At 63.4% G+C, this 22,552-nt stretch carries 25 protein-coding genes and 2 tRNA genes; 19 read left to right on the top strand and 8 right to left on the bottom strand.

Annotated features, from left to right (window positions below; all coding sequences use genetic code 11):
* The 14 genes from ruvA (at position 1) to nadA (ending at position 11,022) form a co-directional block, all read left to right on the top strand.
* On the top strand, positions 1-606 hold the full coding sequence (gene ruvA, locus ACG10_RS14545) for a Holliday junction branch migration protein RuvA (protein WP_089168747.1): 606 nt from the start codon (positions 1-3) through the stop codon (positions 604-606).
* Complete coding sequence (gene ruvB / locus ACG10_RS14540; protein ID WP_089168746.1) at positions 607-1,665, top strand: Holliday junction branch migration DNA helicase RuvB; 1,059 nt, start codon at positions 607-609, stop codon at positions 1,663-1,665. It abuts the gene before it with no gap.
* A 52-nt stretch (positions 1,666-1,717) separates the two neighbouring features.
* Positions 1,718-2,164 (top strand): tol-pal system-associated acyl-CoA thioesterase, encoded by a 447-nt coding sequence (gene ybgC, locus ACG10_RS14535; protein ID WP_039802883.1) that lies wholly within the window; start codon positions 1,718-1,720, stop codon positions 2,162-2,164.
* Positions 2,165-2,166: 2 nt separating this feature from the next.
* The gene (tolQ, locus tag ACG10_RS14530; RefSeq protein ID WP_089168745.1) at positions 2,167-2,862 is read left to right on the top strand and encodes a protein TolQ; all 696 of its coding nucleotides are present in this window, start codon (positions 2,167-2,169) and stop codon (positions 2,860-2,862) included.
* Positions 2,863-2,873: 11 nt separating this feature from the next.
* Complete coding sequence (gene tolR / locus ACG10_RS14525) at positions 2,874-3,326, top strand: protein TolR (protein ID WP_039802887.1); 453 nt, start codon at positions 2,874-2,876, stop codon at positions 3,324-3,326.
* Positions 3,326-4,756, top strand: a complete 1,431-nt coding sequence (gene tolA, locus ACG10_RS14520) for a cell envelope integrity protein TolA (protein ID WP_089168744.1) — start codon at positions 3,326-3,328, stop codon at positions 4,754-4,756. The genes tolR and tolA overlap by 1 nt, the downstream gene beginning before the upstream one ends.
* A complete protein-coding gene (gene tolB, locus ACG10_RS14515; RefSeq protein WP_089168743.1) occupies positions 4,753-6,045 on the top strand; it encodes a Tol-Pal system beta propeller repeat protein TolB in 1,293 nt (430 codons plus the stop codon). Before tolA ends, tolB begins: the two co-directional genes overlap by 4 nt.
* Positions 6,046-6,109: 64 nt before the next feature.
* Positions 6,110-6,652 carry a peptidoglycan-associated lipoprotein Pal gene (gene pal / locus ACG10_RS14510; protein ID WP_089168742.1) on the top strand — a complete coding sequence of 181 codons (543 nt, stop codon included), beginning with the start codon at positions 6,110-6,112 and terminating at the stop codon, positions 6,650-6,652.
* A 6-nt stretch (positions 6,653-6,658) separates the two neighbouring features.
* A complete protein-coding gene (gene ybgF / locus ACG10_RS14505) occupies positions 6,659-7,477 on the top strand; it encodes a tol-pal system protein YbgF (protein ID WP_089168741.1) in 819 nt (272 codons plus the stop codon).
* Between the two features lie 111 nt (positions 7,478-7,588).
* Complete coding sequence (gene queE, locus ACG10_RS14500) at positions 7,589-8,236, top strand: 7-carboxy-7-deazaguanine synthase QueE (RefSeq protein ID WP_089169900.1); 648 nt, start codon at positions 7,589-7,591, stop codon at positions 8,234-8,236.
* A gap of 62 nt (positions 8,237-8,298) precedes the next feature.
* Entirely contained in the window at positions 8,299-8,973 is a 675-nt protein-coding gene (gene queC / locus ACG10_RS14495; protein ID WP_089168740.1) for a 7-cyano-7-deazaguanine synthase QueC, read from the top strand.
* 57 nt (positions 8,974-9,030) lie between these two features.
* Positions 9,031-9,106: transfer RNA gene (locus ACG10_RS14490), tRNA-Lys, on the top strand.
* Between the two features lie 250 nt (positions 9,107-9,356).
* Positions 9,357-9,782, top strand: a complete 426-nt coding sequence (locus ACG10_RS24475) for a polyhydroxyalkanoate granule-associated phasin (protein WP_232487118.1) — start codon at positions 9,357-9,359, stop codon at positions 9,780-9,782.
* 181 nt (positions 9,783-9,963) lie between these two features.
* Complete coding sequence (gene nadA / locus ACG10_RS14475) at positions 9,964-11,022, top strand: quinolinate synthase NadA (protein WP_089168738.1); 1,059 nt, start codon at positions 9,964-9,966, stop codon at positions 11,020-11,022.
* Between the two features lie 80 nt (positions 11,023-11,102).
* On the opposite strand, the gene ACG10_RS14470 is transcribed toward nadA, so the two are convergent.
* Entirely contained in the window at positions 11,103-12,536 is a 1,434-nt protein-coding gene (locus tag ACG10_RS14470) for a M48 family metalloprotease (RefSeq protein WP_165493844.1), read from the bottom strand.
* A 138-nt stretch (positions 12,537-12,674) separates the two neighbouring features.
* On the opposite strand from ACG10_RS14470, the gene ACG10_RS14465 reads away from it, so the two are divergent.
* The gene (locus ACG10_RS14465; RefSeq protein WP_089168737.1) at positions 12,675-12,926 is read left to right on the top strand and encodes a sulfurtransferase TusA family protein; all 252 of its coding nucleotides are present in this window, start codon (positions 12,675-12,677) and stop codon (positions 12,924-12,926) included.
* Positions 12,927-12,951: 25 nt separating this feature from the next.
* Here the strand turns inward: ACG10_RS14465 and ACG10_RS14460 are convergent, their stop codons facing one another.
* Together ACG10_RS14460 and ACG10_RS14455 are read right to left on the bottom strand one after the other, a co-directional pair.
* Positions 12,952-13,428 (bottom strand): peroxiredoxin, encoded by a 477-nt coding sequence (locus ACG10_RS14460; RefSeq protein ID WP_089168736.1) that lies wholly within the window; start codon positions 13,426-13,428, stop codon positions 12,952-12,954.
* Positions 13,429-13,437: 9 nt separating this feature from the next.
* Positions 13,438-13,995 (bottom strand): glycine cleavage system protein R, encoded by a 558-nt coding sequence (locus ACG10_RS14455; protein WP_089168735.1) that lies wholly within the window; start codon positions 13,993-13,995, stop codon positions 13,438-13,440.
* A gap of 164 nt (positions 13,996-14,159) precedes the next feature.
* On the opposite strand from ACG10_RS14455, the gene dapA reads away from it, so the two are divergent.
* From dapA to ACG10_RS14435, 4 genes are all read left to right on the top strand, one after another.
* Positions 14,160-15,038, top strand: coding sequence for a 4-hydroxy-tetrahydrodipicolinate synthase (gene dapA, locus ACG10_RS14450; protein ID WP_089168734.1), 879 nt, complete (start codon positions 14,160-14,162; stop codon positions 15,036-15,038).
* A gap of 19 nt (positions 15,039-15,057) precedes the next feature.
* Positions 15,058-16,170, top strand: a complete 1,113-nt coding sequence (gene bamC / locus ACG10_RS14445) for an outer membrane protein assembly factor BamC (protein WP_089168733.1) — start codon at positions 15,058-15,060, stop codon at positions 16,168-16,170.
* A 112-nt stretch (positions 16,171-16,282) separates the two neighbouring features.
* A complete protein-coding gene (locus ACG10_RS14440; RefSeq protein ID WP_089168732.1) occupies positions 16,283-17,152 on the top strand; it encodes a phosphoribosylaminoimidazolesuccinocarboxamide synthase in 870 nt (289 codons plus the stop codon).
* Between the two features lie 123 nt (positions 17,153-17,275).
* A tRNA-Ser gene (locus ACG10_RS14435) sits at positions 17,276-17,365 on the top strand.
* Between the two features lie 212 nt (positions 17,366-17,577).
* Here ACG10_RS14435 and ACG10_RS14430 read toward each other — a convergent pair.
* The 5 genes from ACG10_RS14430 to ACG10_RS14410 all read right to left on the bottom strand — a co-directional run bounded on the left by ACG10_RS14430 (position 17,578) and on the right by ACG10_RS14410 (position 22,209).
* Positions 17,578-17,817, bottom strand: a complete 240-nt coding sequence (locus tag ACG10_RS14430) for a hypothetical protein (protein WP_039802914.1) — start codon at positions 17,815-17,817, stop codon at positions 17,578-17,580.
* A gap of 583 nt (positions 17,818-18,400) precedes the next feature.
* On the bottom strand, positions 18,401-19,057 hold the full coding sequence (locus tag ACG10_RS14425) for a class I SAM-dependent DNA methyltransferase (RefSeq protein ID WP_089168731.1): 657 nt from the start codon (positions 19,055-19,057) through the stop codon (positions 18,401-18,403).
* On the bottom strand, positions 19,054-19,398 hold the full coding sequence (locus tag ACG10_RS14420) for a YdbL family protein (RefSeq protein WP_089168730.1): 345 nt from the start codon (positions 19,396-19,398) through the stop codon (positions 19,054-19,056). Before ACG10_RS14420 ends, ACG10_RS14425 begins: the two co-directional genes overlap by 4 nt.
* Positions 19,399-19,407: 9 nt before the next feature.
* Entirely contained in the window at positions 19,408-19,599 is a 192-nt protein-coding gene (locus ACG10_RS14415) for a YnbE family lipoprotein (protein WP_089168729.1), read from the bottom strand.
* 12 nt (positions 19,600-19,611) lie between these two features.
* Positions 19,612-22,209: a YdbH domain-containing protein gene (locus tag ACG10_RS14410; protein ID WP_089168728.1), complete on the bottom strand. Its 2,598-nt coding sequence runs from the start codon at positions 22,207-22,209 to the stop codon at positions 19,612-19,614.
* Between the last annotated feature and the right edge of the window lie 343 nt (positions 22,210-22,552).

The raw sequence follows: 22,552 nt of genomic DNA, 5'->3' as shown, positions 1-22,552 counted from the left end.
TTGATCGGACGTTTGCGCGGTACCCTGGCGGAGAAGCAGCCACCGTACCTGCTCGTGGAAGTCAATGGCGTCGGCTATGAGGTCGAGGTGCCGCTGAGCGCCCTCTATCGCCTGCCGTCGCTGAACGAACCGGTCACCCTGCACACCCATCTGGTGGTGCGCGAGGATGCCCATCTGCTCTACGGCTTCTGCGAAAAACGCGAGCGCGAGCTGTTCCGCGAGCTGATTCGTCTCAATGGCGTCGGCCCCAAGCTGGCGCTGGCGCTGATGTCCGGCCTGGAGGTGGACGAGCTGGTGCGTTGCGTGCAGGCTGGCGATACCAAGGCGCTGACCCGGGTGCCCGGCGTGGGCAAGAAGACCGCCGAGCGCCTGCTGGTCGAGCTCAAGGATCGTTTCAAGGCCTGGGAAGATTTGCCGGCCATCGCTCCGCTGACGCTGGAGCCACAGCTAGGCACCATGGTCACAAATGCGGAAAGCGATGCGCTGAGCGCGCTGGTCGCTCTCGGCTTCAAGCCGCAGGAGGCCAGTCGTGCGGTCGCCGCCGTGCAGGAGGAAGGTTTGAGCAGCGAAGAACTGATCCGCCGGGCGTTGCGGGGAATGGCCTAAATGATCGAAGCCGATCGTCTGATCACCGCGACCAGCCGCGACCGCGAGGAGCAGCAGGACCGCGCCATCCGCCCGCTGAGGCTGGCCGATTACATCGGCCAGCCGGTGGTGCGCGAGCAGATGGAGCTGTTCATCCAGGCTGCGCGCGGGCGCAGCGAGGCGCTGGACCACACGCTGATCTTCGGTCCGCCGGGGCTGGGCAAGACCACCCTGGCCAACATCATCGCCCAGGAGATGGGGGTGTCGCTGAAGAGCACCTCGGGTCCGGTGCTGGAGCGGCCCGGCGATCTCGCTGCGCTGCTGACCAATCTCGAATCCGGGGATGTGCTGTTCGTCGACGAGATCCACCGTCTCTCGCCCGTCGTCGAGGAGGTGCTCTATCCGGCCATGGAGGACTTCCAGCTCGACATCATGATCGGCGAGGGGCCGGCCGCGCGCTCGATCAAGCTCGACCTGCCGCCGTTCACCCTGGTCGGCGCCACCACCCGTGCCGGCATGCTGACCAATCCGCTGCGCGACCGCTTCGGCATCGTGCAGCGCCTGGAGTTTTATTCCGTCGCCGATCTATCGACCATCGTCAGCCGTTCCGCCGGTATTCTCGGCCTGCCGATCGAGGCCGAGGGCGCCTTCGAGATCGCCCGTCGTGCGCGCGGCACGCCGCGCATCGCCAACCGCCTGCTGCGCCGGGTGAGGGACTTCGCCCAGGTGCGCGGAGAAGGGCGCATCACCCGGCAGATCGCCAACCTGGCGCTGAATCTCCTGGATGTCGACGAGCGCGGCTTCGACCATCAGGACCGGCGCCTGCTGCTGACCCTGATCGAGAAGTTCGATGGTGGTCCGGTCGGCGTGGACAGCCTGGCGGCGGCGATCAGCGAGGAGCGGCATACCATCGAGGATGTCCTCGAGCCCTACCTCATCCAGCAGGGCTACATGATGCGCACCCCGCGCGGGCGGGTGGTCACGCGCCATGCCTATCTGCATTTCGGCCTGAACCTGCCTGCCCGGATGGAGGCTGCAACAGTCAATCCGCTCGCCGGCGAGCCGACTGACGACGAGTGAGGGGAAATTGTTTTTCCATCCGATTGGCAACCTCGAGGGCTGGCACTAGAGTATGCGCGCGCAAAGCGGAGTATCGCCGTTCATCCATCGCTGTCGGGTGTATTACGAGGACACCGACGCCGGCGGCATCGTCTATTACGTCAACTACCTCAAATTCATGGAGCGGGCTCGTACCGAGCGGCTGCGCGCGCTGGGCCTCTTCCAGTCCCGGCTGGCGGGGGAGGAGGGCCTGCTGTTCGTTGTGCATTCCAGCGAGGCGCGCTATTTCGCGCCGGCGCGGCTGGACGACGAGCTGCTGGTGAGTGCCGAGGTATGCGAATTGAGCCGCGCCAGCCTGCGCTTTCATCAGCAGGTACGGCGCGCCGTGGATGATGCGCTGCTTTGCGAGGGACGGGTTCTGGTGGCCTGTGTGCGCGCCGACAGTTTGAAACCCCGGGCCCTTCCCGAAGCGCTGCGGGCCGCCCTGGCGGGCCCGGGTCCATCTTCAGCAGGAGAGTAAGCGTGGAAGCCAACGCCGTTGACCATATGTCCATGTGGAGCCTGATCAGCAATGCCAGCTTGGTGGTGCAGTTGGTCATGCTCACCCTGGTGGCCGCCTCGGTCACCTCATGGATCATGATTTTCCAGCGCGGCAACATGCTGCGCGCCGCCAGGAAGTCCCTGGATGCCTTCGAGGAGCGCTTCTGGTCGGGCATCGATCTGGCCAAGCTCTATCGCCAGGCAGGCAGCGAGCCGGACCCGGACTCCGGCCTCGAGCGGATCTTTCGTGCCGGCTTCAAGGAGTTCTCCCGCCTCTGCCAGCAGTCCGGGGTTGTTCCGGATGCGGTGATGGAGGGGGTGTCCCGCTCCATGCGCGTGGCGATCTCCCGCGAGGAGGAAAAGCTCGAGCAGAGCCTGCCGTTCCTCGCCACCGTGGGTTCCACCAGTCCCTACATCGGCCTGTTCGGCACCGTCTGGGGGATCATGAACTCCTTCCGCGGGCTGGCCCAGGTGCAGCAGGCGACACTCTCCACCGTGGCGCCGGGGATCGCCGAGGCGCTGATCGCCACTGCCATCGGCCTGTTCGCTGCGATTCCGGCGGTCATCGCCTACAACCGCTTTGCCGCGCGCGGGGAGATGCTGATCGCCCGCTACTACACCTTCGCCGACGAGTTCCAGGCAATCCTGCATCGCAAGGTGCACACTTCGGACGCATGAGGCCTTAGCTGATGGCGAGAATTCGCAACAGGCGCAAGCCGGTCGCCGAGATGAATGTGGTGCCCTATATCGACGTGATGCTGGTGCTGCTGGTGATCTTCATGGTGACCGCGCCGATGCTCAACCAGGGCGTCAAGGTCGACCTGCCCAAGGTGTCCAGCGAGGTGCTGCCGCAGGACAACAAGGCGCAGATACTGACCATCTCCATCAAGGCCGACAAGAGCTACTACTGGAACATGGGCAGCGAGGTGGATACCGAGACCGCGCAGGACACCGCCCAGAAGCTGGACGAGCTGGTCGATGCGGTGGGCAAGATCATCGCCCAGGCCCGCAGCCAGGGTAAGCAGGTACAGGTCTTCGTGCGCGGCGACAAATCCGTCGACTACGGGGCAGTCATGGCCCTGATGGGCGGCCTGCAAGGGGCCGACGTGGGTAATGTCGGGCTGATCACCGAGGCTCCCTGATGCAACGGCGCGAGCGCTCTTCCTCGGAAAGCTATTTCTGGCCGGTCGTGCTGGCGGTCGGACTGCACCTCCTCGTCTTCGCCATGCTGTTCGTCAGCTTCTCCATGGCGCCGGAGTTGCCGCCGGCCAGGCCGATAGTCCAGGCCACGCTCTATCAAATGAAATCGCAGAGCCGGGCAACCACCCAGACCAACCAGAAAATTGCTGGAGAGGCGCAGAAAACCGCTGCTCGTCAATATGAAGTCGAGCAGATGGAGCAGAAGAAGATCGAGCAGCAGCAACTGGCTGTGGCCAAGGCGGCGGAACAAAGGAAAGCCGAGGAAGCTCGAAGGGCGGAAGCGGCGAAACAGGCCGCCGCCGTGGCCGCCAACCAGAAGGCTGCCGAAGAGGCGAAGAAGCAGGCCGCCGCCGAGGCTGCCAAGCAGAAGTCTGCCGAAGAGGCGAAGAAGCAGGCTGCTGCCGAGGCCGCCAAGCAGAAGTCTGCCGAAGAGGCGAAGAAGCAGGCCGCCGCCGAGGCCGCCAAGCAAAAGGCAGCGGAAGAGGCGAAGAAACTGGCCATGGCCGAAGCGGCCAGGCAGAAAGCCGCGGAAGAGGCGAAGAAGCAGGCAGCTGCCGAGGAGGCCAAGAAGAAGGCTGCAGAGGAAGCGAAGAAGCAGGCGGCTGCCGAGGAGGCCAAGAAGAAGGCTGCAGAGGAAGCGAAGAAGCAGGCGGCTGCCGAGGAGGCCAAGAAGAAGGCTGCAGAGGAAGCGAAGAAGCAGGCGGCTGCCGAGGAGGCCAAGAAGAAGGCTGCAGAGGAAGCGAAGAAGCAGGCGGCTGCCGAGGAAGCCAAGAAGAAGGCAGCAGAGGAAGCCAAGAAGAAGGCTGCAGCAGAGGAAGCGAAGAAGCAGGCGGCTGTCGAGGAAGCCAAGAAGAAGGCAGCAGAGGAAGCGAAGAAGCAGGCGGCTGCCGAGGACGCCAAGAAGAAGGCAGCAGAGGAAGCGAAGAAGAAGGCGGCGGCCGAGGAAGCCAAGAAGAAAGCTGCAGCGGAGGCTGCACGCAAGGCTGCCGAGGACAAGAAGGCTCAGGCCCTGGCCGAACTGCTTTCCGATACCACGGAGCGACAGCAGGCCCTGGCCGAAAGCCAGGGCGATCAGGTCGCCGGCAGTTTCGATGATCTCATCGTCAGTCTGGTCAGCCAGCAATGGCGCCGGCCACCGTCGGCCCGTAATGGAATGAGCGTAGAGGTGCTGATCCAGATGCTGCCGGATGGCACCATAACCAATGCACGGGTGACCCGTTCCAGTGGGGACGCGCCCTTCGACAATTCAGCCGTCGCCGCAGTGCGCAATGTGGGCAGGATCCCGGAGTTGCGGCAAGTGGATCGTGCCACCTTCGACAGTAAATACCGGCAGCGGCGCATGATTTTCAAACCTGAGGATTTGGATCTGTGAATACCCTGATTCGTCTTGCCCTGCTCGGCCTGGCCTTGCTGGCCGGCATCGCCCAGGCGGCCGATCCGCTGGTGGTGACCAGCGGTACCGCGCGTGCCACGCCGATCGCCGTAGTGCCCTTCGGCTGGCAGGGCGGTAGCGTGATGAGCGACGACATGGCCGAGATCGTCGGCAACGACCTGCGCAACTCGGGGGTCTTCGAGCCGATTCCCCGGCAGAACATGATCAGCCAGCCGAGCAGCGCCGGCGAGATCATCTACCGCGACTGGACGGCGCTGGGCGCCCAGTATGTGCTGGTCGGCAGCATAGTCCCGGCCGGCGGGCGACTGCAGGTGCAGTATGCATTGATGAATGTGGCCACCGAGCAGCAGGTGCTGACCGGTACCGTCAGCGGCAGCGGCGACCAGGTGCGCGACATGGCCCACTACATCGCCGACCAGGCGTTCGAGAAGCTCACCGGCATCAAGGGGGCCTTCTCCACACGTCTGCTCTACGTCACCGCCGAGCACATGGGGGGGGGTACCCGCTATACCCTGCAGCGCTCCGACTATGACGGGGCGCGGGCGGTGACCCTGCTGCAGTCGCGCGAGCCGATCCTGTCGCCGCGCTTTGCGCCCGATGGCCGGCGCATCGCCTACGTCTCCTTCGAGCAGAAGCGTCCTCGCATCTTCATCCAGCACGTCGATACTGGTCGCCGCGAGCAGATCACCAACTTCGAGGGGCTCAACGGCGCGCCGGCCTTCTCGCCGGATGGTTCCCGCCTGGCCTTCGTGCTATCCAAGGACGGCAACCCGGAGATCTACGTGATGAACCTGGCCAGCCGGCAGCTACAGCGGGTCACCAACCAGTTAGGCATCGACACCGAGCCTTTCTGGGGCGCGGATGGCCAGACCCTCTATTTCACCTCCGACCGTGCCGGCAAGCCGCAGATCTACCGGCAGACTATCGGTGGCGGAGCTGAGCGGGTGACCTTCGTCGGTAACTACAACGCCAACCCGAAGTTGTCGGCCGACGAGAAGACCCTGGTGATGATCCACCGGCAGGAGGGTTACACCAACTTCAAGGTGGCTGCCCAGGACCTCGAGCGCGGCAGCCTGCGCGTGCTGTCGGAGACCAGTCTGGACGAGTCGCCCACTGTCGCGCCCAATGGCACCATGCTAATCTACGCCACCCGTCAGCAGGGCCGGGGAGTCTTGATGCTTGCGTCGATCAACGGCAGGGTCAGGCTCCCGCTTCCTACCGCGCAAGGTGAAGTTCGCGAGCCGTCCTGGTCTCCCTACCTGAACTGATACGACATTCCAAACCAAACCAACAACCTCACACAACACCTGAGCTTCCTTTAGGAGTTCCATCATGCAAATGCTGAAATTCGGTAAATTCGCCGCGCTGGCGCTGGCCATGGCGGTTGCCGTTGGCTGTTCTTCCAAGGGCGGCGACGCTTCCGGGGAAGGCGCCGGCGCGAATGGCGGCGTTGACCCGAATGCAGGCTACGGTGCCGGTACCTCTGGCTATGGCTCCGGCTCCGGTTCCGGCTCTTACGACGGCAGTATGGGCGGCGATGCGGCTTCTCTGCGCGCCATCACCACCTTCTACTTTGAGTACGACAGCTCCGACCTGAAGCCGGAAGCTATGCGTGCCCTTGACGTGCATGCCGGGGATCTGAAGGGCAATGGCGCTCGCGTTGTGCTGGAAGGCCATACCGACGAGCGCGGTACCCGCGAATACAACATGGCTCTGGGTGAGCGTCGCGCCAAGGCCGTCCAGCGCTACCTGGTGCTGCAGGGGGTTTCCCCGGCCCAGCTGGAGCTGGTTTCCTACGGTGAGGAGCGTCCTGCCGCCGGCAGTGCCGACGAGCAGTCCTGGGCGCAGAACCGTCGCGTCGAACTGCGCAAGTAATTCGCCATGAACCAGTACCGCCGTGTCATGTCCCTGTTGGTGCTCAGTCTGCCGCTCGCAGCCTGGGCAGAGGCCCCCGTGGTGGATAACTCTGCCGGTTATGGTTATGCCAGTAACGGTTACCCGCAGGCGATACAGGACGCGAGCGGTGCCTATGCCGGGGGACGGATGACTACGCCGACCTCGGCACAGGGCGAAATGTTCCTGCAGTTGCAGCAGCTGCAGGACGAGGTTTCGCGTCTGCGTGGCATGGTCGAGGAGCAGCAGTACGAGATCCGTCGTCTGAAGCAGGAAAGCCTGGATCGCTATCAGGATCTCGACAGCCGTCTGTCCGCGGGCGCAAGCGCCCCGGCTCAGCAGCAGAACGTTCCCGCTGGGGCCATCGATGCCGGCTCACTCCCTGTGTCGCCGGCCACCGAGGCCCCTGCGAGCGGCGGGCCTGCCGATCCTGAAAAGGAAAAGCTGTATTACGATGCGGCCTTCGACCTGATCAAGGCCAAGGATTTCGACAAGGCCAGCCAGGCATTCACCGCCTTCCTGCGCAAATATCCGAACAGCCAATACGCTGGCAATGCACAGTACTGGCTGGGTGAGGTGAATCTGGCCAAGGGTGACCTGCAGGGCGCGGGGCAGGCCTTCGCCCGGGTCAGCCAGAACTACCCGAAACACCCCAAGGTGCCCGATTCGCTGTACAAGCTGGCGGACGTCGAGCGTCGCCTGGGCAATACGGAAAAGGCGAGGTCTGCCCTGCAGCAGGTCATTGCCCAGTACCCCGGCAGTTCGGCAGCCCAGCTGGCTCAGCGCGATCTGCAGAATCTGCGCTGAAGCCCGCCATCTAAACCCGCGCCTGTCGCGGGTTTTTTCGTTAAAATCCACGTCCCCTATTTCCCGCAACGGAGGCGGATGGCCTGTTTCGCCGTCACGCCCGTGGCTGATATGCAAGAAACCCTGCGAATTACCGAGATCTTCTACTCGTTGCAGGGGGAGACGCGTACCGCCGGCTTGCCGACGGTATTCGTGCGCCTCACCGGCTGCCCCCTGCGCTGTCATTATTGCGATACCACCTACGCCTTCAGCGGCGGAGAGATTCTCTCCTTGTCTGCGATCCTCGAGCGCGTGGCTGGCTACAAGCCTCGTTATGTCTGTGTCACTGGTGGCGAGCCGCTGGCCCAGCCGAATGGCATTGCGCTGCTACGCCGGCTTTGCGATGCGGGCTACGAGGTTTCCCTGGAAACCAGCGGGGCCTTCGATGTCTCGGCCGTGGATGGTCGGGTGAGTCGGGTGCTCGACCTGAAGACGCCGGGCTCGGGGGAAGTCGCCCGCAACCGCTACGAGAACCTGGCCCTGCTGACCCGCAACGATCAGGTGAAGTTCGTGCTCTGCTCCCGCCAGGATTATGATTGGGCGGTTTCCAAGCTGATCGAATATCGCCTGGATGAACGTGCCGGAGAAGTGCTGTTCTCGCCCAGCCATGGTCAGTTGGACGGCCGGGAACTGGCAGACTGGATCGTTGCCGACAACCTGCCGGTGCGCCTGCAGCTGCAGTTGCACAAGATCCTCTGGAACGATGCTCAGGGACGCTGAGCGATGGTGTTTCCCGCCAGCTGGAGGTCTCGGCCTTGCAAGCCCTAGCGAGACGATACGAAATGAGTGAGAAGAAAGCGGTCATCCTGCTGTCCGGCGGTCTCGACTCCGCCACTGTGCTGGCCTTGGCCCGGGCTGAGGGTTATGCCTGCTACAGCATGAGCTTCGATTATGGCCAGCGTCATCGTGCCGAGCTGCGGGCTGCCGAGCGGGTGGCCCGTCAGCTTGGTGTGGTGGAGCACAAGGTGATCGGCTTGAATCTCGATGGCATCGGTGGCTCGGCGCTGACCGATTCCTCGATCGCGGTGCCGGAAGCCCCTGGCGAGGGCATTCCGGTCACTTATGTGCCGGCGCGCAATACCGTGTTCCTCGCGCTGGCGCTGGGCTGGGCCGAAGTGCTGGAAGCGCATGAGATCTTCATTGGCGTCAATGCGGTGGATTACTCAGGCTATCCGGATTGCCGCCCCGCTTTCATCGAGGCCTTCGAGCGGCTGGCCAACCTGGCGACCAAGGCCGGTGTGGAAGGGCGGAGTTTCCATATTCAGGCGCCGCTGCAGAATCTCGGCAAGGCCGAGATCATTCAGGTCGGTCTGCGCCACGGGGTCGATTATGGATTGACTGTGTCCTGCTATCAGGCCGATGAGGAGGGCCGTGCCTGTGGCAAGTGCGACTCCTGTCGCTTGAGGGCGGCAGGCTTCGCTGCAGCCGGCGTTGCCGACCCTACCCGTTATATTTGAGTTTTTTTGAGAGGGTGTTGAAATTCTGAGATAAATCAGTATTATACGCCTCGCGTTGGGTCGTTAGCTCAGTCGGTAGAGCAGTTGGCTTTTAACCAATTGGTCGTAGGTTCGAATCCTACACGACCCACCATCCTTTCTTTCGATTCACTCATCGGTAGTGGTAAAGGCGCTCGACCTTGCCGAGATGAGTGCTTCGTCTATTTCAGGCGCAGCCTGGATCTTTGTTTCTGTGTTCCGAAGTTGTGTTCTGGCTGATCATCTGTTGTTTGAGATGAGTTCTCCGGCCGGACAGGTTTTCTATACTGTTTTTCCAGCAGAGTTCCAGGTTGTCGCTCTTGGATTGCCTGTGGCGTATTGCGGGCGGTCGCTGGATGCCTGTCATGACCCGATTGCTGGAGGACAGTATGGCTCGAGTTCATCGTCGAACGAATCGTGTTTCCAGGCAGGCCGTCGAGCTTGCAGTGGCGGTGCCTCAAGTGGTTGTTCAGCGCATGGCTCGTATGGCCATGGCTGGGGTGAATCCGTCTGCCAGGGAGCGACGCGAGTTTCGTTTGATGGGGCTGGAAAAGATGGCTGCCTTCAGCGAGTCCTGGATGGCCATGCACCTGCAGATGTTCCATGCCAGCCAGGAGCTCGCCTTTTCGCTGATGAAGGTTTGGAATCCGATGCTGGGCGGAAAGGATGCGTGGTTCAAGTCGGCGCAGGCATATCAGTCCGCCATGCTGGGTGTGCTGGGCAAGGGCATGGCTCCACTACATAAACGGGCAGTGGGGAATGCCAGACGTCTGAGTCGGACCAGGTCGTGAGCCTGCCGGGCTCAGTGCGTGGCGAATGATCGATGCGCAAGTCTGAGGCGGATTTCTCTCTGCTTGTCCTCGAGCGTACTGACCTCCCGGCGAATCCTTTCCATCATTTGCGCTGCCCTCTGTCGCAGGGTTGCAGGTGATATACTCGCTCTCCGCGCACGTGCCTGCAGGTCCAGCGAATATGACGTATATTTCCGAACGCTTCCTTGTCCAGGCTCACCTCGATGCCAAGCAGATCAAGCCGCTGAGTGCCGAGGAGGAGGCCTATTACCGCCGCGAGATCGCTGCCGAGTTGCACAGGCAGAATGCCGTACTGGTAGCTCACTACTATTGTGACCCGGTACTGCAGGCGCTGGCCGAGGAAACCGGTGGCTGTGTTGCCGACTCTTTGGAAATGGCTCGGTTCGGCAGCCAGCATCCGGCGCAGACGCTGCTTGTCGCTGGCGTGCGCTTCATGGGCGAGACGGCGAAAATCCTCAATCCGGAAAAGCGCGTACTGATGCCGACTCTGGAGGCCACCTGTTCGCTGGATCTGGGCTGTCCGCTGGAGGAGTTTTCCGCCTTCTGCGACCAGCATCCGGAGCGCACCGTGGTGGTCTATGCCAATACCTCGGCGGCAGTCAAGGCGCGGGCCGACTGGGTGGTCACTTCCAGCTGCGCCCTGGAGATCGTCGAAAGCCTGATGGACAACGGCGAAAAGATCATCTGGGCGCCCGATCGCCATCTGGGTCGCTACATCCAGCGTGAAACCGGTGCCGACATGCTGCTCTGGGACGGCGCCTGCATTGTCCATGAAGAGTTCAAGGCCAAGCAGCTGCTCGACATGAAGCAGCTCTATCCCGACGCTGCCGTGCTGGTTCACCCGGAGTCCCCGGAGGCGGTGATCGAGCTGGCCGATGCGGTGGGTTCGACCAGTCAGCTGATCAAGGCCGCCCAGGTGCTGCCCAATTCGACCTTCATCGTCGCCACCGATCGCGGCATCTTCTACAAGATGCAGCAGCTCTGTCCGGACAAGCGCTTCGTCGAGGCGCCCACGGCAGGGAGCGGGGCGACCTGCCGCAGCTGTGCGCACTGCCCGTGGATGGCGATGAACACTCTCGAGCGTACCTTGGCGAGTCTGCGTGGCGGTACCAACGAGATCTTCGTCGATCCGGCGCTGATCCCGCGGGCGGTCAAGCCGCTCGCGCGCATGCTCGACTTCACCCATGCCGCCCGTCTGAAGCAGGCCGGCAATGCCTGAGCAGAACTGCAGGCGTTCATGCTGAAAAGGGGCAAGCCCGGCGGGGATACTCGCCGGGCTTTTTCCTTCCTGCCGCCCAATCAGCGCAGCATTTCCTCGATCATCTTCTTTTCTTCCTTCAGGGCCCGCTGCCGGGCATCCATGCGCGCGGCCAGCTGGAAGTTGCCGCTGGCGCGGCGCTTGGCGAAGTCCAGTTGCTCGATGGCCTGATCGTAGTTGCCGACCAGTGCGAAGTACTCGGCGCGGGCCTGGTGCACGCCGACGATGTCGCCGGACAGGCCGCGGACTTCGGCGGCCAGATACCAAATGTCCGGGTCCTCGGGGCGGCTGGCGAGCAACTGGCTGATCACTTTCTCCGCTGCCGCCGGCTGGTTCTGCTTGAGCAGCAGGTCGGCCTGGGTCTGTCGCAGCGGGTAGTTGCCCGGGTACAGGGCAAGCAGGCGCTTGACCCGCATTTCGGCTTCCTGAATACGGTTGGCCGTGATGTCCAGGGCGACCGCGGCGAGATTGTAGTCGATATCATTGGGCGCCTTGTCCAGCAGCGGCAGCAGCACTTCCCGGGCTTCGTTGAGCTGGCCGCTTTTGGTCAGGGCCAGACTCAGGCCGTAGCGCGCAGCGACGGATTTCGGATTTTCATCGAGCAGGGCGCGAAAGCGCTTCACCGCCATGCCGGAGGTCTGTTCGTAGACGAGCTGTACACGGGCGCGCATCAGCTGGTAACGGTGGTCGTCCTGACGGCCGCCGGGACGGTATTGCTCGGCGCGGTTGCGGGTGTCGGCGATGCGCGATTCGGTGACCGGGTGGGTCAGGAGGAATTCCGGCGGCTTGGCGTCATAACGGTACTGGCGCATCAGGCGTTCGAACATGCTCGGCATGGCGCGTGGATCGTAGCCGGCCTTTTCCAGGTTGAGCAGGCCGATGCGGTCGGCCTCCTGCTCGTTCTGGCGGGAGAAGCGCCGCATTTCCTGCATCGCTGCCGCCTGACTGGAGGCGATCGCCGCCATGCCGGCATCGCCAGCTCCTGCTGCGGCGGCGATGATGCCGGCAAGCATGGTGGCCATCATGGGGAGCTGAAGGCGCTGCTGGGCTTCGAGTCCGCGAGCAAAGTGGCGCTGCGAGAGGTGCGCCAGTTCGTGGGCCAGCACGGCGGCGTATTCGGCCTCGGTCTGTGCGTAGAGGAACAGGCCGCCATTCACGCCGATGATGCCGCCGGGCGCGGCAAAGGCGTTCAGCTGCGGGCTGTCGAGCAGGACGAACTCCAGGCGCCGGTCCTGCAGCTGACTGGTTTCGCTCAGGCGGTAGACGCTGGTTTCCACGTAGTCCTTCAGTTGCGCATCGGACAGGTGGGGAACCTGTCCGCGCAGCAGGCTGAGCCAGGCCCGGCCAAGCTGGTGTTCCTGCTCGGGAGATACGATGGCCGAACTGGCATCGCCCAACGATGGCAGGTCGCTGGCCGTGCCGGGGGGCGCGAGCAGGCAGGCGAGGGCGAAGAGGCTGGGGCGCAGGAGATTCATGCGGCAGGTTCTGACGTTCAAAGGCATTGCTGTATCCATTCAAGTTTAGGCGCGCGGACGTCATTGGGCGCACCTGGCAGGCGACTGGTCAGGTCTTTGCCGGCTTGGTTATCCTTGGGGCCTTTTCTGGAGAGCCCTATGACTGATGCCGAATGGCAGGCCGATGCCTGCGACGCCGAGTTGGATGCCAGCGGTCTGAATTGCCCGCTGCCCTTGCTCAAGGCCAAGCTGGAGCTGAACCGTCTGCCTTCCGGGGCGGTGCTCAAGGTGATTGCGACGGATCCCGGTTCGCAACGGGACTTCCGTGCCTTCGCCAGGCTGGCCGGTCATTGCCTGCTCCGTGAGGAGGCTGAAGGCAGCTTCTTCCGCTATTGGCTGCGCAAGGCATGACGGGTGTTCGTCACTCTGGCGGCGCTCACCCGGCCTGATTCAAGGCCTGGGCGGCGGCCAGCACGGCATCGACGTGGCCCGGGACCTTAATGCCGCGCCATTCCTGGCGCAGCACACCATTCCTGTCGATCAGGAAAGTGCTGCGGTCGATGCCCAGGTATTCCTTGCCATAGAGTTTCTTCAGCTTGATCACCTCGAACAGCTGGCACAGCCGTTCATCCTTGTCGGAGATCAGTTCGAAAGGGAAGGCCTGCTTGCTCTTGAAGTTCTCGTGGGATTTCAACCCGTCGCGGGAGACGCCGAAGACCAGCGTATTGGCCGCCTGGAATTCGTCATGGCGATCGCGAAAGTCCTGGCCTTCGGTGGTGCAGCCCGGAGTGCTGTCCTTGGGATAGAAGTACAGCACCACCTGTCGGCCCCTGAGTTCGGCGAGCGAAACCAGCCGGCCACTGGTTGCCTGGGCCTGGAAGTCGGGGACGGGCTGCTCGAAGGCGACGGGCATGGGGGCTCCTTAGGGGTTCTGGGGGCGCCAGGGCTCGATCAGCGCATCGAGGTTCAGGGCATCGGCGAAATCGAGGAACTGGTCGCGCAGCCAGCTGATCTGGGTGCCGGCCGGCAGGGTGACGGTCAGGGTGGCGTTGAGCATGGTGCCGCCGGTCTGCGGTGCCTGGTAGGTGTCGCAGGTAAGGTTTTCCAGTTCGACGCGGTGGTCGATGAAGAACTGGCAGAGCTCGGCGAGAATGTCCGGGCGATAGGCTGCGCTGACATAGGCGACATAGGGCAGCGCCTGCGGTCGATTGTCCAGGGGCAAGCTGCGGGTCAGGTTGTAGGTGAAGTCGTGGCGCTTGGCCAGAGTCGGCAGGCCGGTTTCCATGCGCGCCAGTCCGTCCCAGCTGCCGGCCACCTGCACGACCAGGGCGCAGACTTCTCCATGGCGAGTCAGGCGGGTGCTGACAACCGAGCAGCGGCTTTCCTGGCTGGCACGGCACAGCACGTTGGTCAGCTCCATGGGGGCGCTGCCGAGAACGCTGATGACGAGGAACTGTTCGCGAACGGGAGGGGTGGACATGCAGCTTTCCTAAACGATGGACCGTCGTCGCAAGAGGCGCCGAGCAAAGCCGGAAGGGTAACGAAAAGCGGCGCCGAGGGGAATGCTTGGCCTTTGTGGTCAACTTGTACAAGGCAGATGGCGACAGTACCATTACGACTCATTTTTCCGGCAGGAGTGGTTGCATGATTGCGGGCAGCATGGTGGCTCTGGTCACCCCCATGGATGCGCAGGGCGGTCTGGACTGGGACGGCCTGGGCAAGCTCGTGGACTTCCACCTGCAAGAGGGTACCAACGCCATCGTCGCGGTCGGTACCACGGGCGAATCCGCGACTCTGGACGTCGCCGAGCATGTCGAAGTCATCCGTCGCGTGGTCGATCAGGTCAACGGCAGGATCCCGGTGATTGCCGGTACCGGTGCCAATTGTACCCGCGAGGCAATCGAGCTGACGGCGAACGCCAAGAGCGTTGGCGCCGACGCCTGCCTGCTGGTGACCCCCTACTACAACAAGCCGACCCAGGAAGGCCTGTATCAGCACTTTCGCACAATCGCCGAAGCCGTGGCGATTCCGCAGATTCTCTACAATGTACCCGGACGCACCGTCTGCGACATGTTGCCGGAAACCGTGGAACGCCTTTCCAAGGTGCCGAACATCATCGGCATCAAGGAGGCGACCGGCAACCTGGAGCGTGGCCGCGAAGTGCTGGCGCGTGTGGCCAAGGACTTCCTCGTCTATTCGGGCGATGATCCCACCGCCGTCGAACTCATCCTGATGGGCGGCAAGGGCAATATCTCGGTGACTGCCAACGTCGTTCCGCGCGCCATGAGCGACCTCTGTGCCGCGGCCATGCGTGGTGAGGCGGCTATCGCCCGGGCGATGAACGAGCGTCTGATGCCGCTGCACAAGGCTCTGTTCCTGGAGTCCAACCCGATTCCCGTGAAATGGGCGCTGCACGAGATGGGCCTGATTCCCGAGGGCATTCGCCTGCCGCTGACCTGGCTGAGCTCCAGTTGCCATGAACCGCTGCGCCAAGCTCTTCGCCAGGTCGGCGCCCTGGCTTGATCATCAGGAAGCATTGCGCATGAAGCGACTGGCCGGGTTTTCCGCCCTTGCCGTGATTTTTTCCTCCGTCAGCGGTTGCGGCTTGCTGTGGGGGGAGGAGGGGTACTTCCGCGACCGTGGCAGCGACTATCTCGATGCGCGCCAGACTGCTCCGATGCAGTTGCCGCCGAATGTCGAGATCCGTCGCCTCGACCCCTTGCTGCAGGTACCGCTGAACGTGGCCGACTCGCAGCGGGGCAGCGATTTCGATGTGCCGCGTCCGCAGGCGTTGCGGAGCACGCAGGAGGCCAGCGAATTCAGCCTGCAGCAGAGTGGCGACTCGCGTTGGGTCGTGGCTCAGCGGGCGCCGGCGGAGATCTGGCCGATGCTTCGGCAGTTTTTCGAGGACAATGGTTTTCGGATTGCCGAGGAGCGTCTGCAGGTCGGCGAGTTCATCACGGCCTGGCAACCGCTCGATGCGCTGTCCGCACCCATGGCGCGGCGCCTGGCTGGTCGCGCTTCCGAGCAGGCGTCGAGTGGCGAGATCCGGGTACGTGTGCGTGTCGAGCCAGGAGTCCAGCGCAACTCCAGCGAAATTTTCGTGAGCAGCACATTGCGTCCGTCCGGCAGCGCTTCCCTGGGCGGGTCGGCTGGTCGCGGCGATGCCGGCCTGGATGCCGCGCTGCTGGACGAGATGACTGCCAGCCTGGCGCGCAGCGCCGAGCAGGGTGGTTCGGTTTCGTTGCTGGCGGCCCGCGACTTCGATGCGCCGAGCCGTGTCAGTCTCTCCGAGGACGGCAATGGCAATCCCTTCCTGAGTCTGGATGCCGACTTCGATCGGGCCTGGTCGAGCGTCGGTCGCGCTTTGGAGATGGGCAATGTGCGGGTCGACGACATCAACCGCAGCCTTGGCGTGTACTACATCAATCTCGCCGAGAAGGCCGACAAGGACGAGAAGCCGGGCTTTTTCGGGCGCCTGCTCGGCAGGGGCGAGGATCCGGAGGACGTGGAGGCGCGCGCCGAACGCTATCAGGTGCGCCTGACCCGCGTCGCGGAGGGCGTCCAGGTCACGGTGGAAAAGGATATGAATACCTTTGCTCCGGAAGAGGTGGCGCGCCGGGTACTGAGCCTGCTTCAGGAACACCTTGGTTGAATGGCTGCCCGGTGGATCGCTCTCTGCGACCCATCCTTCGGCAATGGCACGAATCGATGGGCGAAACCTCTCCGGTTTCGCCTGTTTCGTTTGATAAAGGCGGAAAGACGCGATGAGCACAACCACCACCCTGAGTCTGAAGAAGATCTATTCGGGCAAAGTCCGCGATCTCTATGAAGTCGACGCCAAGCGCATGCTGATGGTGGCCAGCGATCGGTTGTCGGCCTTCGATGTGATCCTCGCCGAGCCGATTCCGGACAAGGGCAAGATTCTCACCGCCATCTCCAATTTCTGGTTCGACAAGCTGGCCGGCGTGGTGCCGAACCATTTCACCGGCGATCGGGTCGAGGATGTGGTTCCGGCTGCCGAGCTGCCGCTGGTCGAAGGGCGGGCCGTGGTCGTCAAGCGCCTCAAGCCGGTGGCGGTGGAAGCCATCGTGCGTGGCTACATTGCCGGTTCCGGCTGGAAGGAATACCAGAAGAGCGGTACCGTCTGCGGCATCTCCTTGCCGGCCGGGCTGCGGGAGGCGGCCAGGCTGCCACAGCCGATCTTCACGCCCTCGACCAAGGCGGCGGTGGGCGATCATGACGAAAACATCACCTTCGCGCAGTGCGAAGCCATCATCGGCAAGGAGCTGGCGGCAAAGGTACGCGACACCGCCATCGCCCTGTACAGCGCCGCCGTCGAATACGCCGCTACCCGGGGCATCATCATCGCCGATACCAAGTTCGAGTTCGGCCTGGACGAGAATGGCACTCTGACCCTCATGGATGAAGTGCTGACCCCGGACTCCAGTCGTTTCTGGCCAGCCGACAGCTATGTGGAGGGGCAGAATCCGCCGAGCTTCGACAAGCAGTTCGTGCGCGACTGGCTGGAGTCCACCGGCTGGAACAAGCAGCCACCGGCACCTACATTGCCGCTCGAAGTGGCCCAGAAAACTGCCGACAAGTACCGCGAGGCATTGACTCGGTTGGCCTGCTGAGAAAAAGGGCTGCCGCTTTGTCGCGGTATTTTGCCGGGGCGAGTCAATTCCCTGAAAGCACACAAAAAATTCCGTACGGGGGTTCGCCAAAGACATTCAAGCTGGTATCATGCGCGCCGCCCAGGGGAGATGCCGGAGTGGTCGAACGGGACGGATTCGAAATCCGTTGTATCCGCAAGGGTACCTAGGGTTCAAATCCCTATCTCCCCGCCATACTCAAAAGCCTTGCAGTTTTCGAACTGCAAGGCTTTTTTATGGTGCGCAGAATTCCTCCGCTCTCTATTCAATTCGAGCGGGCTATGGCGAACCTCAACTGACTCTCGGTCAATGGGCTTGGGCTTCAGTCCGGGCACTCAGGCAATCTTTCCCGCGCTGCCAGTGGCAGGCCGTCCGGTGGCCCTCGGAAGGTCAAGAGGTCTGCTGGTTCACTCGCTGACCTGCCGGACATCGAGCACGGCCCAGACTTCAAGTCCTTTCTTGCGCACGGCTTTTTCCGCTTCGAGTTTTGCTTCCAGAGTGCTGAGCGAGCGAGACTTGTATTCGAACCGGAAGGCTGGGCCTCCGCTCAGTTTGCGCACACTCAGCTCTACCAGGATATAGCTGGAGGGATGCTTGCGTTTCTCCGCGGCGGGTTTTGTTGGTGCAAGACCCAATGCTTCGCGCATTTCGGCTTCGGTAATTTGCTGTGAGTTCAATGGGCTTACCCGTCAATTCTGAACATTGAGCATGGAAAAGTTACCCTTATGGATGTAAGTGCTCATCCCTTGAATGGGGGTACAAGTTATATTCATCGGGCAACGGAGCTTCAACAACGCGTGTTTTCGTTATTTTAGACTGTTGTCGGCATGGGGACCCGTTTCATACATGTCGGCCTGGCTGGATTTCATCATAAAAACGAAATCTGTTTCGTAACAGGATGGCACTTACTGAAGAGTCCTTCGTATTGTATACGAATCACGATTCAGGGGTAGTTGTTGCCATTCCCTCATCTTTTCAAGGGGTAACTTTGCCATTATGGGAGGACGGCTTGGCAAGGGTTGGATGGAAAAGGCCCGAACAGCAGCGGGTATTGTCATGCGCCAGTGTTGCGGCTCGACGGCCGCCTGCCTCACTCGATATCCCGGCCCGCCGGGCTTCTCCAAGCCTGCTATTTTCGCGGCTCTTCCGTCGCCTCACCGGCTGTCGCCGAACGCCTTCTGTCGGCTGGGCAACAGCCAGCCGGCGCTGATTCCCTGAGACTTGCTGTCGTCAGGCCTTCGGTTTGCGCCAGACGCTGGCGAGCCAGGGCTGCTGGTCGCGCGGCAGGCCGGCAGGGCGGTAGTAGTGCTCGAGTTCGACGAAGCCGGCGGCGCTCAGGTGGCGGCGCCAGGCATCGAGGTCGTGATAGCTGCCATAGCGGTTGCCATTCCAGCCTTCCTGGTTGTGGCCGCGGGGGTTGGAGCTGAACAGCACGCCACCGGGCCTGAGTGCGGCGTACAGCTTGCCGAGCACCTTCGGCAATTCCTGGGCGGGAACATGGAACAGCGAGGCGTTGGCGAAGATGCCGTCGAAGCGTTCGGCCGGTAGCTCGAGCTGCAGGAAGTCCTGCTGCCAGACCTCGCAGCCCGAGTCGGCGCGGGCCATTTCGACGAAGCGGGGACAGCCGTCCAGCCCGACGGGCTGGTGGCCGAGGGCGCGGAGGGTCTTGAGATCACGTCCCGGGCCGCAACCGAAGTCGAGGATGGCGAAGGGCGGTGGCGCCTCGATGTGGCGCAGCAGGGCGGCGATGTTCTGGCTTACGTCGTGGTCGCGAGTGCCCTCGCGGAAGGCTTCGGCGGATGCCGCATAGTGCTGCAGGGTAGTTGCCGTGATCTGCTCGAGGTCGCCGGCCTCGAGTGCCGGCGGGGCTTCGCTGGGGGGATTCATTTGCGTATCCACTTGCCGTTGAGCTGGATGTACTGGCCACTCGGAGTCTTCTCCAGGGCCTTCTGCCCGGCGATGGCTTCCACGTCGCCTAGTTGGATGCCGTTTTCCCTGGCCAGGCGCTGGTATTCGGCGCGTCGCGCCTGGTTGATCAGGCGGGCGATCTCCTCGGCCTGAGCGCTGGCGCTGACCACGCCGAGGTAGCCGTTGGGCATCTCGCCCAGCTGGCCGCGGGTCTTGGCGCCGGAGAGGGCGCCCATCGCCTCGTTGAGGTTCATCGCCAGGGCCGGCAGGGCAAGGCCCAGGGCGACCAGCAGGATTGCGATGCGTGTGCAGATTTTCATGGGGGGTCCTCAGAACAGGCCGCTATCCTTGTCAATGATGTCGTCCAGCTCCTTGTCCACCTTGACGTAGATTTCGTGCTGGATTTTCACATTGAGGTTGATGTTGATCGGCTCGTCGGGGACGGTCAGCTGTACCGTTGGTGTACAGGCGGCGACCAGCAAGCCCAGCAGCGGGACGGCGAGCAGGTGGTGCAGGCGCATGAGTCTCTCCAGTCAGGGGGCGTCGGAGTTCTTTCGCAGGCTTTGCTGCACGCGTCGGCGAATGCTTTCGCTGACGCGGTCGGTGAGCTGCAGACTGGTCAGCAGGGCCGGAATATCCTCTTCCAGGTTGATGTTGAAATGGATCGGCCGGCCCTTTTCCAGGCTGGGATTGCGCCCTTCGAGGCGCAGGGCCATGCGCAGCTTGCCCTGTTCATCATAACCGAGGTCGCTGGACAGCCGGGTGAAGTGGAAGTTCTCCAGCGCTTCAGCCACCAGTTGCATGGCCGGATTGGCACGGCCTAGGGCGCGGATCTTTTCGGAGCGGAACTGCAGCACGCCGGGGCCCCGATTGGCCAGGCGGCCCTGCTCGATGCGTACGCCGGGCGGTCCGATGACCATCGGCAGGCGTCCGTCCAGGCTGCCCTGTCCGGCCAGTCCCTCGGCTGGGTAGAGGCGGAACAGCTCGCCGAGCTGCAGGCCTTCGAGTTGCACGGTGAGGGCTGTCTGAGCCGTCGACAATTCCCGGCTGGCGGGTGCCAGCCAGGCACGCCCGCCGAGCAGGGCGAGCTCTGCCTGCTGCCAGACGAGCTGGCCGTGCAGCGGTTGCGTCAGGCTTGTCGAATATTGGCCGTGCAGGCGCAGCGGGCCGAGCGGGAGGCCTGGGTTGAGACGTGCCACTTCCAGCCCGGCCAGCTGCAGCTCCAGGCGTGGCCCGTGCAGTTGTGCCAGCAGGCGGCCGCTCAGGCCGCTCAGCTCGCTGCGGTCGTAGATGCCAGCAAGGCCCTTGGGTTGTAGCTCCAGCTCGGCCCGCAGCGGCATGCCGGGACGCAGCCGCAGGTGGGCGTTACCCTGTAGACGGCCCTGGTCCAGTTCGAGTCGTGTGGGCCAATCGAGCAGCGTCGCAGCCAGGGGATTGCCGGCGCGCAGGAAGATTTCCACCAGGCGGGCATCCAGGGTCAGTTCGCCATTGCTTGTGCGCTGCAACTGCAGGTCCATGCCCAGTCCCTGCTTGCCCCGCAGCATGCCGCTGAGCTGCTGGCGCTCGCCTCCGGCGTCGAGGCGGCCCTGCCAGTCCCAGCCCTGGGTCTGCAGCCGGGGGTGCTTCAGGCGCGATGTCTGCAGGTGTAGCGGGCCGCTCAACTGCTGGGCATGCAGCGCTCCATCGACGTGTTCGGCACTGAGGCCCAGGCCGGCCAGCTCGCCCTGCAGTTCTTCCAGGCGCAGCTCGGCCAGGGCCAATTGCCCGAGGCTGAAGCGCGAGCCCTTGCTCAGGGTCAGCTGCAGGCGTTGGTGATCGAGCCGGCCAGCCAGCAGCAGGCGGGCGTTCAGCCGTTTCAGGTGGCTATCGGAAAACTGCAGGTGCGCTGCCTCGAGCTTGATCTCGAGGGTCTTCAGCTCGGCACGCCAGTCGGGCAGCCGAGGCGTGATGTTCAGCTCGCCTTGCAGTGAAGCCCGCAGCGGACCCTGGCTGCGCAGCTGCAGGGCCAGCGGCAGGTGTGGCATGTCGTTCGACGCCTTGCTGGAGCGGACGGCGAGGGGCGTGATCCGCAACTGCATTGCCTCGGGACGCAGGGGCTCGGGAAGCGTCTCCAGCCAGGCGCCCTGTGGCCGGCTCAGGCGGAGATCGGCCTGCAGCTGGCGCGGCACCCAGTCTCCTGTGTTGCCGGCCAGGTCCAGGGCGAGATCGCCCTGCAGCAGGCCGACCCCGGGCAGCGGCCAGGGCTCGGGCAGTTGGACGCGGAGACGGACCTCACCCTGCGCCGCCTTGCGTAGTCGCTGCAGCTCCAGCGGACCCTGTGGCCAGCGGAGCTGCCAGTCGGCCTCCAACTGCATGGCCTGGGGCGCTGCGGCGTCCGACGGCAAGGCGCCCAGCCACTGCCCGAGCCAGTCCCGCAGCCAGGGGGCCTCGGGCAGGCCCGGCATGGCCAGCTCGCCTTGCCAGGCCTGTTCCGTGCCCTCGCTGCTCAAGGTGGTGGAAAGCCGGGCGCGCAGCTGCTCGTTGAGCAGCAGGCGAGCCTGCAGTGCCAGTTCCTGGAGGTCGGGGAGCCCCTCGAGATCGGCGTGCAGTGCCAGGCGCTGTCCCTGGTGCTGCAGTCGCAGCTCGAGGCTGGCCGGCAACAGACGGGCGCCGGCATGGCGTGCCTGCAGTGAGCCCTGCAGGAGACAGCGTCCAGTGGCGCAGGGCAGCGTGACGTTGAAGGCATCGATCGTCAGGGTCCGGGGGAGGGCAGCCAGGTCGTGCAGCCTCTGGGGATCGGCCGCGGACGAGTCGCCGGTGGAGGGCGGGGGCTGCCAGTCCAGTTCCAGATGGGCGATGTGCAGCTGCGGCAGCTGCCAGCCCTGATCGTCGTGCGCGGGCCAGTCGAGTGCCAGGCGCTCGGCGACGATCTGCAGGCGGCCACCATCGACCTGTTGCTGCTTCAGGTGCAGGTGCTGCAGGACGAGACCGCTGAAGGTGACGCGCAAGCCTTGCCAGGCGAGCCGCTCGATGCCTTGGGTGTACAGAAATTGCTGCCAGCAATGGTGGCCGTAGGTCAGGACGGCGATCAGGACGGCACCGACCAAAACGATACGTCCGGCGCTGCGCCATCCTGGATGGCGAGCCGTCATCCGCGGGCTCCTTTGCAAGCCTGGTTTCGGCCGAGGATGGCTCTCCGCCAGAGCAAGATCAAGGCGTGCGTTTGTGTCCAATCGATGAAAGATGCCGGCAAGGTTCCTCCGGCTCGGCCCGGATCATCTTGTTCATGAGCTTCATGAGTGCATCTAACTAGGTGAAAATCAAGAAGTTTGTCTGGCGAAAAAAGCATCAGTTCGAGTCGAGCCCAGAAGGCATCAACCCTTGGAAAAGATGAGAGAATGTTGTCCACTGTGTTATCCACAGCTTCTGTGGATTTCCCTTGTGAGGCCTGTAGAGCTTCTTCGTCATACTTTGGCAAGTCTTTACTCGGCAGCA

It is taken from the genome of Azotobacter chroococcum (genome assembly GCF_002220155.1).
GTDB classification, from domain to species: Bacteria; Pseudomonadota; Gammaproteobacteria; order Pseudomonadales; family Pseudomonadaceae; genus Azotobacter; species Azotobacter chroococcum.
This window is presented reverse-complemented; position numbering and strand designations above follow the sequence as displayed.

Coding starts and splice junctions, on each gene's coding strand:
- ACG10_RS14415 (WP_089168729.1), bottom strand. CDS start 19,599: ATGCGCCTGCACCACCTGCTCGCCGTCCCGCTGCTGGGCTTGCTGGTC.
- ACG10_RS14440 (WP_089168732.1), top strand. CDS start 16,283: ATGAGCACAACCACCACCCTGAGTCTGAAGAAGATCTATTCGGGCAAA.
- ACG10_RS14465 (WP_089168737.1), top strand. CDS start 12,675: ATGACTGATGCCGAATGGCAGGCCGATGCCTGCGACGCCGAGTTGGAT.
- ACG10_RS14430 (WP_039802914.1), bottom strand. CDS start 17,817: ATGCGCGAAGCATTGGGTCTTGCACCAACAAAACCCGCCGCGGAGAAA.
- ybgF (WP_089168741.1), top strand. CDS start 6,659: ATGAACCAGTACCGCCGTGTCATGTCCCTGTTGGTGCTCAGTCTGCCG.
- ACG10_RS24475 (WP_232487118.1), top strand. CDS start 9,357: ATGACCCGATTGCTGGAGGACAGTATGGCTCGAGTTCATCGTCGAACG.
- nadA (WP_089168738.1), top strand. CDS start 9,964: ATGACGTATATTTCCGAACGCTTCCTTGTCCAGGCTCACCTCGATGCC.
- ybgC (WP_039802883.1), top strand. CDS start 1,718: ATGCGCGCGCAAAGCGGAGTATCGCCGTTCATCCATCGCTGTCGGGTG.
- ACG10_RS14460 (WP_089168736.1), bottom strand. CDS start 13,428: ATGCCCGTCGCCTTCGAGCAGCCCGTCCCCGACTTCCAGGCCCAGGCA.
- queE (WP_089169900.1), top strand. CDS start 7,589: ATGCAAGAAACCCTGCGAATTACCGAGATCTTCTACTCGTTGCAGGGG.
- dapA (WP_089168734.1), top strand. CDS start 14,160: ATGATTGCGGGCAGCATGGTGGCTCTGGTCACCCCCATGGATGCGCAG.
- ruvB (WP_089168746.1), top strand. CDS start 607: ATGATCGAAGCCGATCGTCTGATCACCGCGACCAGCCGCGACCGCGAG.
- ACG10_RS14455 (WP_089168735.1), bottom strand. CDS start 13,995: ATGTCCACCCCTCCCGTTCGCGAACAGTTCCTCGTCATCAGCGTTCTC.
- tolR (WP_039802887.1), top strand. CDS start 2,874: ATGGCGAGAATTCGCAACAGGCGCAAGCCGGTCGCCGAGATGAATGTG.
- bamC (WP_089168733.1), top strand. CDS start 15,058: ATGAAGCGACTGGCCGGGTTTTCCGCCCTTGCCGTGATTTTTTCCTCC.
- pal (WP_089168742.1), top strand. CDS start 6,110: ATGCAAATGCTGAAATTCGGTAAATTCGCCGCGCTGGCGCTGGCCATG.
- ACG10_RS14420 (WP_089168730.1), bottom strand. CDS start 19,398: ATGAAAATCTGCACACGCATCGCAATCCTGCTGGTCGCCCTGGGCCTT.
- ACG10_RS14425 (WP_089168731.1), bottom strand. CDS start 19,057: ATGAATCCCCCCAGCGAAGCCCCGCCGGCACTCGAGGCCGGCGACCTC.
- ACG10_RS14470 (WP_165493844.1), bottom strand. CDS start 12,536: ATGAATCTCCTGCGCCCCAGCCTCTTCGCCCTCGCCTGCCTGCTCGCG.
- ACG10_RS14410 (WP_089168728.1), bottom strand. CDS start 22,209: ATGACGGCTCGCCATCCAGGATGGCGCAGCGCCGGACGTATCGTTTTG.
- tolA (WP_089168744.1), top strand. CDS start 3,326: ATGCAACGGCGCGAGCGCTCTTCCTCGGAAAGCTATTTCTGGCCGGTC.
- queC (WP_089168740.1), top strand. CDS start 8,299: ATGAGTGAGAAGAAAGCGGTCATCCTGCTGTCCGGCGGTCTCGACTCC.